This window comes from Streptococcus oralis subsp. dentisani (assembly GCF_002860905.1).
GTDB lineage: Bacteria > Bacillota > Bacilli > Lactobacillales > Streptococcaceae > Streptococcus > Streptococcus oralis_BA.
In genome coordinates this window covers 104,235-119,283 of record NZ_PKIG01000004.1, presented here as the reverse complement: position 1 = coordinate 119,283, position 15,049 = coordinate 104,235, and the positions used below count along the sequence as shown (strand labels likewise).

18 protein-coding genes are annotated in these 15,049 nt (G+C 40.3%); 3 read left to right on the top strand and 15 right to left on the bottom strand.

What is annotated here, in order from left to right; genetic code table 11:
* Window positions 1-49: 49 nt before the first annotated feature.
* From CYK16_RS07445 to CYK16_RS07420, 5 genes are all read right to left on the bottom strand, one after another.
* Window positions 50-454, bottom strand: a complete 405-nt coding sequence (locus CYK16_RS07445; protein WP_000642960.1) for a hypothetical protein — start codon at window positions 452-454, stop codon at window positions 50-52.
* 452 nt (window positions 455-906) lie between these two features.
* Window positions 907-1,026, bottom strand: a complete 120-nt coding sequence (locus CYK16_RS10905; protein ID WP_004269601.1) for a PncF family bacteriocin immunity protein — start codon at window positions 1,024-1,026, stop codon at window positions 907-909.
* A gap of 274 nt (window positions 1,027-1,300) precedes the next feature.
* Window positions 1,301-1,657 (bottom strand): hypothetical protein, encoded by a 357-nt coding sequence (locus tag CYK16_RS07430; protein WP_001036307.1) that lies wholly within the window; start codon window positions 1,655-1,657, stop codon window positions 1,301-1,303.
* Window positions 1,658-1,745: 88 nt separating this feature from the next.
* On the bottom strand, window positions 1,746-3,095 hold the full coding sequence (locus CYK16_RS07425; protein ID WP_101776847.1) for a sensor histidine kinase: 1,350 nt from the start codon (window positions 3,093-3,095) through the stop codon (window positions 1,746-1,748).
* Window positions 3,096-3,108: 13 nt separating this feature from the next.
* Window positions 3,109-3,846, bottom strand: coding sequence for a response regulator transcription factor (locus CYK16_RS07420; RefSeq protein WP_101776846.1), 738 nt, complete (start codon window positions 3,844-3,846; stop codon window positions 3,109-3,111).
* A 295-nt stretch (window positions 3,847-4,141) separates the two neighbouring features.
* Between CYK16_RS07420 and CYK16_RS07415 the strand changes: the two genes are divergently transcribed.
* Window positions 4,142-4,471, top strand: a complete 330-nt coding sequence (locus CYK16_RS07415; protein ID WP_101776845.1) for a helicase BlpT — start codon at window positions 4,142-4,144, stop codon at window positions 4,469-4,471.
* Between the two features lie 61 nt (window positions 4,472-4,532).
* Here the strand turns inward: CYK16_RS07415 and CYK16_RS07410 are convergent, their stop codons facing one another.
* Entirely contained in the window at window positions 4,533-5,582 is a 1,050-nt protein-coding gene (locus tag CYK16_RS07410) for an ABC transporter permease (RefSeq protein ID WP_101776844.1), read from the bottom strand.
* Window positions 5,579-6,310 (bottom strand): ABC transporter ATP-binding protein, encoded by a 732-nt coding sequence (locus CYK16_RS07405; RefSeq protein ID WP_101776843.1) that lies wholly within the window; start codon window positions 6,308-6,310, stop codon window positions 5,579-5,581. Before CYK16_RS07405 ends, CYK16_RS07410 begins: the two co-directional genes overlap by 4 nt.
* A 67-nt stretch (window positions 6,311-6,377) precedes the next feature.
* Between CYK16_RS07405 and CYK16_RS07400 the strand changes: the two genes are divergently transcribed.
* Both CYK16_RS07400 and CYK16_RS07395 read left to right on the top strand, forming a co-directional pair.
* Window positions 6,378-6,788: an HIT family protein gene (locus tag CYK16_RS07400; protein ID WP_101776842.1), complete on the top strand. Its 411-nt coding sequence runs from the start codon at window positions 6,378-6,380 to the stop codon at window positions 6,786-6,788.
* Window positions 6,789-6,797: 9 nt separating this feature from the next.
* The gene (locus CYK16_RS07395) at window positions 6,798-7,085 is read left to right on the top strand and encodes a hypothetical protein (RefSeq protein WP_101776841.1); all 288 of its coding nucleotides are present in this window, start codon (window positions 6,798-6,800) and stop codon (window positions 7,083-7,085) included.
* Window positions 7,086-7,363: 278 nt separating this feature from the next.
* On the opposite strand, the gene dnaJ is transcribed toward CYK16_RS07395, so the two are convergent.
* The 8 genes from dnaJ to CYK16_RS07355 form a co-directional block, all read right to left on the bottom strand.
* Complete coding sequence (gene dnaJ / locus CYK16_RS07390; protein WP_101776840.1) at window positions 7,364-8,500, bottom strand: molecular chaperone DnaJ; 1,137 nt, start codon at window positions 8,498-8,500, stop codon at window positions 7,364-7,366.
* A 263-nt stretch (window positions 8,501-8,763) separates the two neighbouring features.
* Window positions 8,764-9,396, bottom strand: a complete 633-nt coding sequence (locus CYK16_RS07385) for a DJ-1/PfpI family protein (protein WP_101776839.1) — start codon at window positions 9,394-9,396, stop codon at window positions 8,764-8,766.
* Window positions 9,397-9,643: 247 nt separating this feature from the next.
* Window positions 9,644-11,467 (bottom strand): molecular chaperone DnaK, encoded by a 1,824-nt coding sequence (gene dnaK / locus CYK16_RS07380; RefSeq protein ID WP_000034661.1) that lies wholly within the window; start codon window positions 11,465-11,467, stop codon window positions 9,644-9,646.
* A 318-nt stretch (window positions 11,468-11,785) separates the two neighbouring features.
* A complete protein-coding gene (gene grpE, locus CYK16_RS07375) occupies window positions 11,786-12,310 on the bottom strand; it encodes a nucleotide exchange factor GrpE (RefSeq protein ID WP_049538869.1) in 525 nt (174 codons plus the stop codon).
* Window positions 12,311-12,336: 26 nt separating this feature from the next.
* Complete coding sequence (gene hrcA / locus CYK16_RS07370; protein ID WP_101776838.1) at window positions 12,337-13,371, bottom strand: heat-inducible transcriptional repressor HrcA; 1,035 nt, start codon at window positions 13,369-13,371, stop codon at window positions 12,337-12,339.
* 160 nt (window positions 13,372-13,531) lie between these two features.
* Entirely contained in the window at window positions 13,532-14,044 is a 513-nt protein-coding gene (locus CYK16_RS07365; protein ID WP_101776855.1) for a DUF2812 domain-containing protein, read from the bottom strand.
* Between the two features lie 34 nt (window positions 14,045-14,078).
* Window positions 14,079-14,654, bottom strand: coding sequence for a DUF2812 domain-containing protein (locus CYK16_RS07360; RefSeq protein WP_101776837.1), 576 nt, complete (start codon window positions 14,652-14,654; stop codon window positions 14,079-14,081).
* Window positions 14,654-14,974 carry a PadR family transcriptional regulator gene (locus tag CYK16_RS07355; RefSeq protein ID WP_031233152.1) on the bottom strand — a complete coding sequence of 107 codons (321 nt, stop codon included), beginning with the start codon at window positions 14,972-14,974 and terminating at the stop codon, window positions 14,654-14,656. The genes CYK16_RS07360 and CYK16_RS07355 overlap by 1 nt, the downstream gene beginning before the upstream one ends.
* Window positions 14,975-15,049 lie beyond the last annotated feature (75 nt).

The following is a 15,049-nucleotide window of genomic DNA, read 5'->3' as shown; positions in this document are numbered from 1 at the left end:
ATTTAATAGAGCCTTCTACTCAAATATCCAGCCAGAAAAGGATAGAAAGCTACTTTTTATAATACTTCAAGCCCCAAATGAGTAGAAGCATGATAAGCAAGCAGAGAATAGCGCCAATATAGGCAATTAGTTGTTGGTAAGATTCTCCTGCTGTGATACCTCTATACAAACAAATGATAGACATAAAACCTGTCAAACCGATATACATAAGTTGATTGGTTCTAGGACTAACCAAATCATCATCTTCAAACTCTCTTATCCTCATCTCCCTAGTGAGGTAAACAGTAACCAAAATAGAGGCCAAGTTAATAACCACTAAAAGAAATTGGAAAACCAATGAAAAATTTAAAAACTGACGAGATAGAAATAGATAAGTAGAGACAAGCAAGGGCAACTGACCTAGGAACAATCTCGTAAGGAAGATGTTCCGTTTTTTAGCAAGAAAAGCTTTCATTTCTTTGCTCCTTTCTTTTTAGTTAAAGCAAAATAGATCACAACCGCAATCATATAGGCTATGGTATAAAATAGATGATACCAAATACTCTCCCTAAGCGGATAAAGAAGGGTAGACATGATCAGATATAGAACGAAAATAATCAGTATTTTTTTCTTCATAAAATTTCCTCCCAAATGTATGCTTTATCTTAGTTTAGCTACAACCTTTACACTGCTAGTATAGCACTCATTTTATCCTTGGAACACTCAAATCATAAATGGTCATCAAAACATCTTGAATTGTAAAAAATTTAAAAAGCAAGCATGAAAAACATACTTGCCCTTTACACCATATTGATACCAACTTAATTTGTAGATTTTTTATTCTGCTATCACATATCATTTTGACAGGCGAAACAATATTAAAGAAACTCCCCTGTAGATTAAACTAGCGATAAAAAATCTCTTTATCTAATTAGATCTATCTTTATTCTTCTTTGGAGATTTTAAAAATTTTTCCCTAATTAAAGAAGTAATAAAAGAAACAAACATACCAACAACAAAAACAATAAGAAAACTTTTGAAATCCATAATTACCTCCAAGTACACAAGCTCAAGCCTTTAAGCAACCATAATAGCCAATTGTAACATTGTTTTTGCATTCACGAGGAATACCTCTTTTTACTTTCGTCTTATTACAACCTTAATAAGGTTAGTATACTACTATTTTTTTAAATTTTCCATCCAAATCATAAATGGTCATCAAAACATCTTGAATTGTTAAAAATAAAAAAAGCAAGCATGAAAAACATACTTGCCCTAGGGAAATTTAACAATGTGAAAATACATCGAAAGCTATTCAGCCTTACTTCCGTCTGTTCTCATATATTCTCATGATTGCAACAAGAATAGCAGCTGTCCCACTTGCCAAAGCGATAAGGGTAATGATAATGTTGAGGATTTCAGGCGTACTCCCTATTCTGTTTATAAGACGGAGTAGGGATATAACTGTCAACTGAATCAGGAGTATTGATTCTACTCTTACCATTGAAGTAAGTCTGTTTTCAACCGCATATAAAAAGGCTGGCAGCAAAACACAGGCTATAGCAATCACAAACAGGTTGCTCCCTGTTTCTTCTCCCTTGTTCACCACGGAAATCATGAGAAGATTTGATGCTATAATCAACGTAGAACAGATGATAAAAAAGGATTTCTTATTCATTTATGATACCTCAGATACTCTGGTAAAAGTCAGGCTCAATAAAGACAAACTTTGTCTGTTAACTTCTACCAATTTTTTCACAAATTTTCTAATGACCAACCGGCAGCAAGTGAACCGTTAAAACCTGACGAAAGACTTGATCTTGACAGGTGGTATTTAGACTGGTATTAGGATGGCTTTCCACAATCTTCATGACGGTATAGAGACCAACTCCTCTCTCCTCCCCTTTAGAACTGGCTCCAAAGGAGAAAATCTCAGAAATATCTATCCCCTCTTCTTTGATGGCATTTTCGATGATAAAGGTCTCCTGTGCCCCATTTTTTAAAAAGGCGATTGAAACGTGAGGTTGACTGGCCTCTACACTAGCTTCAATAGCATTGTCACAAAGGATAGACACAATGGTTAGAAAATCAAGTAGACTCATCCCCTCGACCTGAATCTCTTCAGGAACTTCGACATTAAATACAATCTTATTATCTCTGGCTTTTAGAAATTTACCTGCTAGGAGACTTTTGAGGGCACGGTCACGAATATTTACCAATCGTCCAAGGTCATATTTATTGTCCTGCAATTTTTCACTAGAATCCTTTAAGACCGAGTCGTAGACCTCTTTTATCTGCTCCATATCCTCCTCTTCAATGCCCAGACGTAAACTGGTCAAGAGGTTGGTGTAGTCATGGCGAAAACTCCGGACTTCCTTGTAAAGTTCCTCTATATGCCGACTATAGCGTTCCATATCTCTGTAGCGCAAGACCTGCTCTTGGTCCAGTCTCTCATGAAGTTTGTCCTTCAAATAGGTATCCAATTTCTTGATAATCCCCATAAAAAAGAGCAAGTAAAACACTAGAATCAGATGGCGAACAGTCGTTGATTGAATACCTTGTTCATATTCAAAGAAAGACAGACTTTGCATCACTAGATAGTAAGCCCCCATTATCCAGTTAATTTTAGTCAGGGACTTTTGAAAACCTTTATCGAGAATCTCCCTTCTCAAACTAGTAAAATCATAGTCTAACCATTTCAAAAAGGCTAGAGAAATAAAGCAAATGAAAATTTTTATACATAACCAAATAAAAGAGCGGTCATCATACACATGCCCTTGCCCCAAAAATGGAAGCACAAAATAGGAGACTACCCTGAAAAAAAGATTCACCAACATCATTGGAAAGAGACCATAAAAGAAGAGTAGTTTTTTAGGAAGCCCTCTTAACAATAAGAAAGATAAACCAATGCCGTACAAGGGTTCCATAAAATAAGATAGGTAAGTATTTCCTACTATATAGCTAATCGTTACAAAAACAACTGCTAAAAGTAGCTTAAAAAGAAAGGACTTAAAAACTCTCTCCAGAGTTAGAACAATTCCATCCACCTTAAAAAATATAAACAATTCCAATCCAGATATCAAAAACACATATACTATCTTCCAAACTAATTCCATTCCAGCACCTCACTCAATGTAAGTTATTGATGGCCTCAGACACTTCTCTGACCTTATAACGCGCAATCATACAGCTTCCTCCATTGGGAAAGAAAAGGAGTTTTTCTTTCTTATCCAAACGAACTACATTGGCAGGATTGATGAGAAAAGAGCGGTGACACTGCAAGAGACGGGGCTCCTGCTTGAAAACCTCCTCTAAACTCGCTGTAAATTCCAGCCTGTCTGTCTTGGTATAGAGAATAACACGATGGGCTCTGGGCGACGTTTCAAGATAATAAACCTCTTTAAAAGGATACTGGAATTGGGCAAATTTTGATTTAAAGTAAAAGCAATCTTCCGCCAGACTCTTACTATCTTGACTATTGGCATAGAGGAGGGCTGTCTCAATACGAGACTCAAATCCCTCTGCCGACAAAGCCTTATCAATGTAGTCCAAAGCAGACACTTGATAGCGAAAGGACAGGGGCATAAACTCCGAGTGAGTCGTCACAAAGACGATGAGGGCATAAGGATCCCGATCCCGAATCTTTCTAGCCACTTCCAGACCCTTCATCTCCTCATTTCGAATCTCAATGTCCAAAAAGAATAGCTGATGAGCTCCCTTCTCATGCACCTCTGCCAGCAGCTGGTCTGGCTTACCAAAAACTTCAAAAGAACTCGGAGTGATATGATGTGCTTTCAAAAGTTTCTCAATGGTCGTTTCAATCCTAGTCTGTTGGGAAAAATCATCTTCTAAAACAAATATTCTCATCTTCTTACTCTCCTTGTTTCGATTTCTTCCTAAAAAGAGAATAGCAAAAATACTTTGATACAAGCCCACCAAATCCTAAACAGGCATTTAACGCTCCTGAAGGGTAGCTTGTTCCTCAAATAAGCATGATAATCTTACCACTATTTTATCATAAAATTTTAACAGTACCATTCAGGAAATTACAAGGGCAATTAAAGATTTTATGGTGAAAAAGGAGATAAAAGTGATAGACTGACAGTATCAAAACACAGTTGCTAGAAACAAGACTAGCACCCAGATTAGAGGAGGAATTCTCATGACAGATACAGACCCCATCAAAAGAGCTCAGACTTTGATTACTGACTTAAACAAAGCCTACCAAGCATGCAAACAGGCAAGCGCTGACGACGTCCGCTTTCAGGAGCAACTAAACTCTATTCTTGGTTTTCTAGCCAAGGCTGAAACAGTGGATAATCGAGTCTTGATTGAATTGGAAAAATTTTACCAGACTTCCAGTCTTCTCATGGGACTCAGCACCCTCAATCCAGATGCTCCAACTCGCGCCGCTTGGCGGGCCTATGACCGCTTCCACTTTGACCAAGTCAAGACCAAGTTGAGTCTCTACGGGCCAACCATTATCTTGTAGAAAATAAAAGAAGCTGAGACAAACTGAACTCAACTTCTTTTTTAGTGTCATATAGGCAAGATTAATCCAGCATCTGACGTTTTACTTGATAAGGTAAGTACAAGACTAGTAAAACCAAACCTGCACCCAGCAAGGCTAGAAGGGCCAGTTTTTCTTGGAAGGTCACAAGGCCGACGACTAATTCCACTACTAAGACCAAACTAGTCAATCCTCGGACTACAGCCTGTAAGCCTTTTTCCTTTTGCCCCTTGTCCAGTGGAAAGAGTTGAGTCAAATACTGGTAGTCAAAGGCATGATAGAGGGCCAGCAACTGGAAGAGCAAGAGGTAGTTAAAGAGAACCACCACTGCTGTCGCAATCCAAGCTTGCTCGATAAAGACCTGCGCCAGTATGGAAAGCAAGAGCAGACGGAGACTGAGAGCAAAGAGGTCTCCATTTCGCAGATAAGAACGCAGATAGAGATTTTGCCAAATCTTCCCAGGCACCTTCTGAACAGCCTTTAGGATAAAGTCCAGATAAGCACGACGCTTGACGCTGTTTGAAATTCCCTTGACCTGGGTAAAGAGCGCAAAGAAACGAAGCAAGACTTGCTTGCGCTTGCTTTCTTGGGAAATAACATAGTCCCAGTCCAGTCCAGTTTCAGTGAAAAATTTGCTGGCCTTTTGACGAAAGAGGAAATATTTTCCTACCCCCAATAAAAGCACATAGACCAGAAAAACAGGCAAGCCATAACCCATGGCTAAAAATAAGGGCGCAAATAACAGCAAGAAAAGGGTCTGGACAAAGAGCCAAAAGACTAGGGAAATGCCAGTTTGACGCTTAAGATGGAGCTTGATTTCCTCTTCTCCGACCAAGAGAAAGAGCTTGTCTGGAGCCTCCATATAGGTGGCAATTCCTCCCCAAAGCAAAAGTAAAACAGACGTAATTCCTACAAATAAAAGGATAGGCCAATGATTTTCAGGAAAATCTTGCAAGAGTTGACTGTACTGGTAGGCTAGAAAGCCCAGCAGGACAAGCAGGAACAAGACAAAGTGGTCATTAAGAACATAGCGCAGATAACCGACACACTCCTTACGAAAAGCCTGCTTTCTCTTTAAAAACAAGTCTTTCATAGCTCCTCCTCTTTGGTCAGAGCCAAGTAAATATCATTCAAACTAGCCTCAGGCATGTCAAAGGCTTCGCGCAATTGTGCCAGATTCCCCTTGGCGCGCACCTCTCCCTTGTGAAGAATGACAAAGGCATCACACATCTTCTCCGCCGAATCCAACACGTGGGTACTCATGAGAATGGACTTGCCCTTTTGCTTTTCCACTTCCAAAAGCTGAATCAAGTCCGCAATCGCCAACGGATCGAGACCAAGGAAAGGCTCATCCACGATAAAAAGACTCGGATCCACCACAAAAGCACAAATAATCATGACTTTCTGCTTCATCCCTTTTGAAAAATGAACAGGGAACCAATCTAATTTCTGGTCCAGACGAAACATTTTTAACAAGGGCTCTACTCGGTCAAAAGCCACTTTCTGCTCAATACCATAAGCCATAGCAACCGTTTCGATATGCTCTCTGAGAGTCAATTCCTCATACAAGCTAGGTGTCTCAGGAATGTAGCCAATTTGCTTGCGGTAACTAGTCGCATCTTCTTGCAGGGTCAGGCCATTGATATTGATGGAACCGCTATAAGGTGTCAAGAGACCGATAATCTCATTGATAGTCGTTGATTTCCCAGCACCATTGAGACCAATCAAACCGACCAACTGCCCACTTTCAACAGTAAAAGACACATCTTTCAAGACAGGGACATGGACATAGCCACCTGTCAGGTTTTTAATTTCTAACATATTTTCTCCAAATCTGGTATAATGTAGCTATATTATATCAAAATTCAATACAGTAGAGGTAGATTTTATGTCAGATTGCATTTTTTGTAAAATCATCGCAGGGGAAATTCCTGCTTCAAAAGTATATGAAGATGAGCAGGTTCTTGCCTTTCTTGATATCTCTCAAGTGACACCAGGACACACCTTGGTCGTGCCAAAGGAACACTATCGTAATCTTTTGGAAATGGACGCTACTAGCGCCAGCCAACTCTTTGCCCAAGTGCCAAAAGTGGCTCAAAAAGTCATGAAAGCTACCAAGGCCGCTGGTATGAATATCATTGCTAACTGTGAAGAAATCGCAGGGCAAACTGTCTTTCATACCCACGTTCACCTCGTGCCTCGCTACAGTGCAGACGATGACCTCATGATTGATTTTATCGCCCACGAACCAGACTTTGAGAAACTCGCTCAAGTAGCTGAAACTATCAAAAACGCCTAAGGAGTTGCCATGAAATTATCTAATCTACTGCTATTTGCAGGAGCTGCAGCTGGAAGTTATTTGGTCACAAAAAATCGCCAAGCCATCACAGATGAAGTCTTGAACACTACTGACCGCGTTCAAGCTATCAAGGACGATGTGGATATTATCCAAAACAGCCTGCAAATTATCGACCAACAAAAAGAACTGATCAAGGAATACCAAGAAGATCTGACTTACAAGTTTAAGGTCTTGGAAAAGGATATCCAGACTAGACTAGCTGTTATCAAAGAAGCACAGGAAACTGAAGATAAGTAAAAAGAGCCGAGTGGCTCTTTTTATAACGTAAACAAGTTATATCCCATCAACTATACATCACAATTTAGACAACTCACTCATCGTTGCACCACTAAATCGAAGACTTCCCGCCGTAATGAAAACACCTGAAATAGTTTGGTTTCAGGTGTTCGGAAACTTTGAGACCTAGGCTCAAAGTTTAGGTATGGAACTTCGAAGAAGGTCGCTACCGTCCGTCATTACTTAAGGGAAGTCATAAAAAATCTATAAACAAAAAGAGCCACTCGGCTCTTTTTACTTTATTCTCCATCAAAAGCATCTTTTATATGATCAAAGAAGCCTTTTTTCTTTGGATTGACTTTCAAATCACCTGCAGCTGCGAATTCTTTCAAGGCTGCTTTTTGACGGTCGTTCAAGCCTGTCGGAGTCACGACATTAACAGTAACGTATTGGTCACCAACTGCACCACCACGAAGGCTCGGTGCTCCCTTACCACGTAGGCGGAATTTCTTACCAGTCTGAGTGCCCTCTGGGATAACCAATTCAACATCGCCGTGAACAGTTGGGATATCTACTGTGTCACCAAGAGCTGCTTGGACAAAGTTAAGGTTCAGATTATAGAAGATAATGGTTCCTTCACGTTCAAACTTGTCGCTGGCTTCCACAGAAACCACTACATACAAGTCACCATAAGGTCCACCGTTAAATCCTGCTTCACCTTGGCCTGCTAAGCGAATTTGTTGACCTGTTTCCACACCAGCAGGGATTTTCACATGTACGCTATGGGCTTGTTTTTCATGCCCTGTTCCGTGACATGTTGTACATGGATCTTTAATTTCTTTTCCATGACCATGACAGACATCACAGGTTACTTGACGACGCATCATACCAAGAGGAGTTTGTGTATCAACGTTAATGATACCAGCTCCATGACAGCGTCCACAAGTGACTGGACTTGTTCCTGGCTTAGCACCAGAGCCATTACATGTACGACAGCTTGCTTCACGGTTGTATTTAACTTCTTTTTCAGCTCCAAAAATAGCTTCTTCAAAGGTCAAGTTCACACGGTATTGGAGGTCATCCCCCTGACGAGGAGCATTTGGATTGCGTGAAGCTCCCCCTCCGCCGAAGAAACTTGAGAAAATATCCTCAAAACCACCGAAGCCACCCGCCCCGTTGAAACCACCGAAACCACCTGCACCACCAAAGCCACCGTTGGCACCAGCAGCACCATATTGGTCATAGGCTGCACGTTTTTGGTCGTCACTCAAAGTCTCATAGGCTTCTTGAACTTCCTTATATTTTTCCTCAGCACCAGGCTCCTTATTGATATCTGGGTGATATTTTTTGGAAAGCTTACGATAAGCCTTTTTGATCTCGTCTGCCGAAGCGTTTTTTGACACCCCCAGACGATCATAAAATTCAGTATTGTTCATACAAGATACTAAGAGCGAACAGAAAGCGACTGAAATTTAGGAAACCGACAAGAAATCCTGATTTCTTAGGAGGTTTATCTAATTTCCAAGCTTTCCGCTCGAGTTCAATTACGAACACCCTTATTCCTTTCTGTTAATATTACGGAACGAAACCTCGATTTAGGTCGGGTTCAATTCCTTTCTTTTATATTGAGTAAGAAATTTGGGAACCCGTGTTCAACTACGAACACCCTTGTTCCTTTCTATAATTTTCATGTAAATCTTTAGAGGCTGTTTTCTATACTCTGCTTTACTTGATTAAACTCTTCATCTGATAGAGTAAATATCAAATCCTCTTCAGCATACTCGTTCTGTTCTTTAAAATAGTTGTCCGTATTCTCTGCCAACCCTAAACCGAAAATCACTTTTCTTGCAAACTCTTGATGTGCAAAACCGATAGCCGTAATGATTTGTTTATCTTGGACAAGAACTTTCGGTTGGAAATTCTCACGTGGAAGAAATTCAAAATAGTCAAAGAAGTTTTGCCAAATCCCACCTGTAAATTTCGTATCGTTCAATAAACCTGCTTTCGCCAATAAAAGGGGCGCTGAAGAAATGGCTGCAATTAGGATATCTTGCTCATTAAGACTTCTCAAAAACGAGATCAATTTCTCATCTTGTAGAGCAGGACCTATATTTACCATTCCTGGCAAAATCACACAAGAATAATCTTCTATACGGATTTGATCCAATGTTTTCGTCGATTGACAGGGCAAACCATCCTCAGAGACCACCATCGAATTCTCAGAAGCTACATAATCAATCGTGATATCAAAAGACAGAGCTAAAGTACTCGTTAAAGTGGTTATCTCATAAAGAGAAAAATTAGGATAAATGATACAAAGTACTTTTTTCATACGCAACATCCTCTATTTTATCGAAAAACAGAGGCTGGGTTGCAACCTCTGGATTTCTTCCTATCATTATTAACATTTAGGCAAAGCACCGTAGAATAACAATCACTTTAATAATTAGTCATTCTTACCGAGTTAGGCTTAACTGAGTTTCGGCTAAAAACTTCGGAAAAAAGATAAGCCATCTTTTGTGCATCGCACAAGGCGATGGCTTCCTATTTTTCTTTCGTTTTCTTAACGCCTCAACATCTTATTTTTCCGTAAACTCTCCGTCTACGACGTCATCACCTGCGTTTCCTGTTGCTTGTGCGCCTTCTGCTCCTGCTTGAGCTTGTTGCGCTGCTGCGGCTTGTTCGTAGAGTTTAACGGCAAGGCCTTGAGCTTTTTCGTTCAATGCTTCAAGTTTTGCTTTCATGTCGTCCAAGTTGTTGTCTTCTTGAGCTTTCTTAAGGTCATCAAGGGCAGCTTGTGCAGCATCACGTTCTGCATCGAAGCCTTTGCCTTCAGTTTCCTTGATTGTCTTTTCAGTCGCAAAGATCGCTTGGTCTACTTCGTTACGAAGGTCAACTTCTTCTTTACGTTTCTTATCTGCTTCAGCGTTAGCTTCTGCATCTTTCATCATGCGGTCGATTTCTTCGTCTGTCAAACCTGAGTTCGATTGGATCACAATTGTTTGTTCTTTTTGAGTTCCAAGGTCTTTGGCCTTAACAGACACGATACCGTTCTTGTCAATATCAAATGTTACTTCGATTTGAGGAATTCCACGAGGTGCAGCTGGGATATCTGTCAATTGGAAGCGTCCAAGAGTCTTGTTATCTGCTGCCATTGGGCGTTCACCTTGAAGAACGTGGATATCAACGGCTGGTTGGTTGTCTGCCGCAGTTGAGAAGACTTGTGATTTAGATGTTGGGATTGTTGTGTTACGGTCAATGAGTTTTGTGAAGACACCACCCATTGTTTCGATACCAAGTGACAATGGTGTTACGTCAAGAAGGACAACGTCTTTGACATCACCAGTGATCACACCACCTTGGATGGCAGCACCCATAGCAACTACTTCATCAGGGTTTACTGATTTGTTTGGTTCTTTACCAGTTTCAGCTTTAACTGCTTCTACAACGGCTGGGATACGAGTTGAACCACCAACAAGGATAACTTCATCGATTTCTGACAAGCTCAAACCTGCATCTGAAAGGGCTTGACGAACTGGAACTTTTGTACGTTCAACAAGGTCACGGGTCAAATCGTCAAATTTAGCACGAGTCAAAGTCATTTCCAAGTGAAGAGGTCCAGCCTCACCTGCAGTGATAAACGGCAAGCTGATTTGTGTTGAAGTTACACCAGAAAGGTCTTTCTTCGCTTTTTCAGCTGCATCTTTCAAACGTTGCATTGCCATCTTGTCAGTAGACAAGTCAATACCGTTTTCTTTCTTGAATTCTGCTACCAAGTGGTCAATGATTTTTTGGTCAAAGTCATCACCACCAAGTTTGTTGTCCCCTGCAGTTGACAATACGTCGAAGACACCGTCACCCAATTCAAGGATAGAAACGTCGAATGTACCACCACCAAGGTCAAATACCAAGATTTTTTCTTCTTTATCAGTCTTGTCCAAACCGTAAGCAAGAGCTGCTGCAGTTGGTTCGTTGACAATACGTTCTACTTCAAGACCAGCGATTTTACCAGCGTCTTTAGTTGCTTGACGTTGAGCATCGTTAAAGTAAGCAGGAACTGTGATAACAGCTTTCGTTACTTTTTCACCAAGGTAGTCTTCAGCGTATCCTTTCAAGTATTGAAGAATCATAGCTGAGATTTCTTGCGGAGTGTATTCTTTTCCGTTAGCAGAAACTTTCTCAGAAGTTCCCATTTTAGATTTGATAGAGATGACTGTATCTGGGTTTGTAACTGCTTGGCGTTTTGCAGCATCACCGACGATGATTTCGCCGTTTTTGAATGAGACTACAGATGGAGTTGTACGGTTTCCTTCTGGGTTTGCGATGATTTTGCTTTCAGTTCCTTCAAGAACTGCTACTGCTGAGTTTGTTGTACCTAAGTCAATACCGATAATTTTAGACATGTGTTTTTCTCCTTAAATTTATCTTCTTTTTTCTTTTTGATACTCTTCTTAAGTGGCGGCGCCGTCAGAGCTTGACTTCGTCAATCTCTTTGACTAAACTTTGAGCCTAAGGTCTCAAAGTTTGCGCAAATAGCGCCACGGCGAAGAGTATCATCTTTGGTTCGCTTCGCTCACTATTGCAAAGCTGAACTACTTTTTTATCTTTCTTCATAGTTTATTGTCGTTTCGGACAAGTTTTCTATTATGTAAATCGCGACACGAGAAGTCGAAATCGATTTTATTTCGACGACGAGTTGATTCAGCAACCGTCAGAATTGCCTAGTTGTAAACAACCACCATTGCTGGGCGTAGGATGCGGTCATGGAGTTTGTAGCCTTTTTGGAAGACTTGGGCGATGGTATCTGCTGGGTGTTCATCGTCTGCTGGGAGGGTTTGGATGGCCATATGGTAGTTATGGTCAAATTCTCCGTCAGCTGCGATTTCTTCGATTCCTTCTTCTTTCAAAGCGTGAATCAAGCTTTCTTGCACCATCTCCAATCCTTTTTTAACGTCGTCTGTCAAACCTTCAACTGCGAGTGCACGCTCAAGGTTGTCCAAAGAAGGGAGAATCGCTTTTGCCAAGTCTTGGCTACGATAACGTTGCAAGTTTTGACGCTCTTCATTGGCACGGCGTTGGATATTTTGCATTTCTGCATGAGCACGAAGGTATTTGTTTTCGAACTCATCCGCACGTTCATTTGCCAAGTCCAACTCAGACTTCTCAGGAGTTGCTTCTTCTACCGTTTCCACAACTTCCTCTTCTTGAACTTCTTCTACTTCTTCATTTTTTATATCTTGGGCCATTTTCGCCTCCTTTAATGATTTCAATCTTAATGTACTTCGTAATGATTACTGCTAAGGTAGCGGTAAAAATCTGTCAACTTCATGGTCAAAACACGGTTGACCACATTGACTTGGTTGATTAGCTGTTGGTAATCCAGATTGACTGGACCGATAATGGCTAGAATTCCAACTCCTCGATAAGGAATGAGGAACTTGCTACTAATCACCGCTAGGTCTGCTAGACAGGACTCTTGACTGTCCGCAACACGGACATTTTGCATCTGATCCTCATGCAGCCCCTCACGAATCTCCAAGGCCACCTTTTGCGGTTGGTCAAAGAACTGATAGGCTGCTAGATTGGCAAAATTCAAAAGATTGACCTTGCCCGCCACCACAATGTTTTCGTTAAACATTTCTTTAAAGATGTGTTCAAAGAGATCCATGACATTGTCCGTTGTTGTAAAGTAACGCTGGATAATCTGCGGAATCTCTGTCCGAATCTTGTAGTGGATATCTAGAACGGTGTGACCGAGGAAACGTTCCTGAATGATATTCTTCAGTTTCAGCAAATCCTCCTGCAAGAAGTTCCTTGGAATCAGAAACTGACTGGTAACCGTCCGAGACTCGTCTAGGGTGAATACTGCCAATGCTGTATGTTGCCCCAGAACGACGATATCAAAGGCTGTCAAACGTTGCCTGCTGGGCTCAACATCCAGTGCCACTACCGTACAGCCACTCAAGTCTGTCAGTAGATTAGCAGCCTCTTGCAGAATATCCTCCAATTTGAAGAATTCCTGATCAAAGGCTTTGACAATCTCATAAACCTCATTTTCAGCCAGTCGGTCAAAATCCAGTGAGTGTTTCACATAGTACTGAAAACCAGCAACACTTGGCATCCGACCACTTGAAGTATGAGCCTTTTCAAGCAAACCTTGCTTTTCTAGAGCCGCCATGTCATTACGAATGGTAGCACTGCTAGAGTTAATAGACTCTTGCAGGGCTTTGGATCCGACAGGTTCGTGCGTTTTGGTAAAGATGTCAATAATCAGATTTAAAATATCCTGCTGACGCTCTGTAACCACCTCATCACTCCTCTCTGTCTGATCGATTAGCACTCGATACACTCAAGTGCTAACTTATGATTCTATTATACACCCTTAAAAGAGAATGTCAAGATAAAAACTCAAAAAATTAGCACTCTTTTGTAAAGAGTGCTAAAAATCAGTCTGAAGACCTAGAAACTTACTGTTTATCTACTAGGTATTTTCTTTTTAGTCTGAAATAACCATAGATTAGATAGGAAATCAGAAAAGCATACAAAACAAAAATAATGAAGAAAGACATAGAAAGATCTTCTCTAAACGAACTCATACAAACAACAAGACCACCTAAGAAAGTAGCTGTACATGAACGAAGTCTATATCGCATAACTTCCCATCTGAGCCCCTTACTCATATAGACTTGATCCTCTGAAAGTAGATCAGAAGCTGGTTTACGAAAAATTGAACAAAAACCTGTTTCTATCAATTCCCAACCTCTATTTCTAAAATCTTGCAGTTCATGCTTATACTTTTTAAGAAATCTAGAATCATAGATACAGTAGATAACATCGTCTGGTTGACATTGGTTAAAATAGAACAAACCAAAACGACTCGCTCTATACCTCCAACCTTCCAAGTGCATCTCATGTAAATATTCTTCTTTCTTATCCAAATCAAGAATCGTGAAGATCCGAAATTGCTTTTTATTTATCATGACTTCCCCTCCAATTTTGAGCATACCTACCCTATCATAAATCTGATAATTCCTTCTTTTTATGCCATAACTTCCAGCTAATATAGGCAACTATTAATAAAAGGATTAAAGACAAGAAAATATCTAGCCCGACTGCAAGTAAACCCCATAGACCATACGCATTACTTCTATTGAGCAATTTAAGTAAGAATGGTATATGTATGGCTAGCAAAAGTAAAACAGGTACTAATCGCAGTCTTAAAATGCGATTAACCATAGCTAACTTCCCAGCAGCGTCATTATAGATTTCAAATTCTACATTCGATTCAATTTCAGAATGTGCTTTTCTAAAATAAGAAAAACTATTAAAGTCTGTAATATGCTCCCAGCCACAGTCTTTAAACAGTTGTAAATAGGAGGCTCTCTCTGATTTTTCCATTGGGTAAAAATCCAACTGATAAGACACTTGCTCAGGGTGACATTTTTCAAAGGTATATTTAACTGCAAACAATAAGATAGAGTAGCTTACTTCCCTAAGTTTCCAGCCCTTAGCATGCATTTCTCTAAAGTATAGAGCTTCCCTCTCATAATCCGCAATTGTAAAAATTCGATAAACAATTTTCTTTTCCATCATCCTTCCTCCCGACTGTTTCTATAGAGCCGTTCAATACGCTTCAATTCAATATCTAAGACTTTGCGTCCCAAGTCTGTAATCTGATAGATTTTCCGTTTTTCCTCTTCGCGGACAAAGGAAATCAAACCATCCTTTTCCATCTTTGACAAGGTTCCATACATAGTTCCAGGACTAATCGAAACTTGCAAATCTGTCATCTCCTTGACCTTTTGCGTAATACTGTACCCATGACCTTCCTTTTGCAGACAGAACAAGATATAAAAACCCGTTTCCGTCATCGGAAGATAAACTCGACGAATCTTATCCGTTAATTCCATTTATAACCACCTCCTATTCAGTTCGATATATCGCACCTCGTTATATAAAATATATCACATCTCGATATAAAACAC

What these genes read in the sequence shown, in the direction of transcription:
- dnaJ (WP_101776840.1), bottom strand. Translation starts at nt 8,500, where the DNA reads ATGAACAATACTGAATTTTATGATCGTCTGGGGGTGTCAAAAAACGCT.
- CYK16_RS07360 (WP_101776837.1), bottom strand. Translation starts at nt 14,654, where the DNA reads ATGGAAAAGAAAATTGTTTATCGAATTTTTACAATTGCGGATTATGAG.
- CYK16_RS10905 (WP_004269601.1), bottom strand. Translation starts at nt 1,026, where the DNA reads ATGGATTTCAAAAGTTTTCTTATTGTTTTTGTTGTTGGTATGTTTGTT.
- CYK16_RS07405 (WP_101776843.1), bottom strand. Translation starts at nt 6,310, where the DNA reads ATGTTAGAAATTAAAAACCTGACAGGTGGCTATGTCCATGTCCCTGTC.
- CYK16_RS07410 (WP_101776844.1), bottom strand. Translation starts at nt 5,582, where the DNA reads ATGAAAGACTTGTTTTTAAAGAGAAAGCAGGCTTTTCGTAAGGAGTGT.
- CYK16_RS07425 (WP_101776847.1), bottom strand. Translation starts at nt 3,095, where the DNA reads ATGGAATTAGTTTGGAAGATAGTATATGTGTTTTTGATATCTGGATTG.
- CYK16_RS07415 (WP_101776845.1), top strand. Translation starts at nt 4,142, where the DNA reads ATGACAGATACAGACCCCATCAAAAGAGCTCAGACTTTGATTACTGAC.
- CYK16_RS07400 (WP_101776842.1), top strand. Translation starts at nt 6,378, where the DNA reads ATGTCAGATTGCATTTTTTGTAAAATCATCGCAGGGGAAATTCCTGCT.
- CYK16_RS07385 (WP_101776839.1), bottom strand. Translation starts at nt 9,396, where the DNA reads ATGAAAAAAGTACTTTGTATCATTTATCCTAATTTTTCTCTTTATGAG.
- grpE (WP_049538869.1), bottom strand. Translation starts at nt 12,310, where the DNA reads ATGGCCCAAGATATAAAAAATGAAGAAGTAGAAGAAGTTCAAGAAGAG.
- CYK16_RS07420 (WP_101776846.1), bottom strand. Translation starts at nt 3,846, where the DNA reads ATGAGAATATTTGTTTTAGAAGATGATTTTTCCCAACAGACTAGGATT.
- CYK16_RS07355 (WP_031233152.1), bottom strand. Translation starts at nt 14,974, where the DNA reads ATGGAATTAACGGATAAGATTCGTCGAGTTTATCTTCCGATGACGGAA.
- CYK16_RS07445 (WP_000642960.1), bottom strand. Translation starts at nt 454, where the DNA reads ATGAAAGCTTTTCTTGCTAAAAAACGGAACATCTTCCTTACGAGATTG.
- dnaK (WP_000034661.1), bottom strand. Translation starts at nt 11,467, where the DNA reads ATGTCTAAAATTATCGGTATTGACTTAGGTACAACAAACTCAGCAGTA.
- CYK16_RS07395 (WP_101776841.1), top strand. Translation starts at nt 6,798, where the DNA reads ATGAAATTATCTAATCTACTGCTATTTGCAGGAGCTGCAGCTGGAAGT.
- CYK16_RS07365 (WP_101776855.1), bottom strand. Translation starts at nt 14,044, where the DNA reads ATGATAAATAAAAAGCAATTTCGGATCTTCACGATTCTTGATTTGGAT.
- CYK16_RS07430 (WP_001036307.1), bottom strand. Translation starts at nt 1,657, where the DNA reads ATGAATAAGAAATCCTTTTTTATCATCTGTTCTACGTTGATTATAGCA.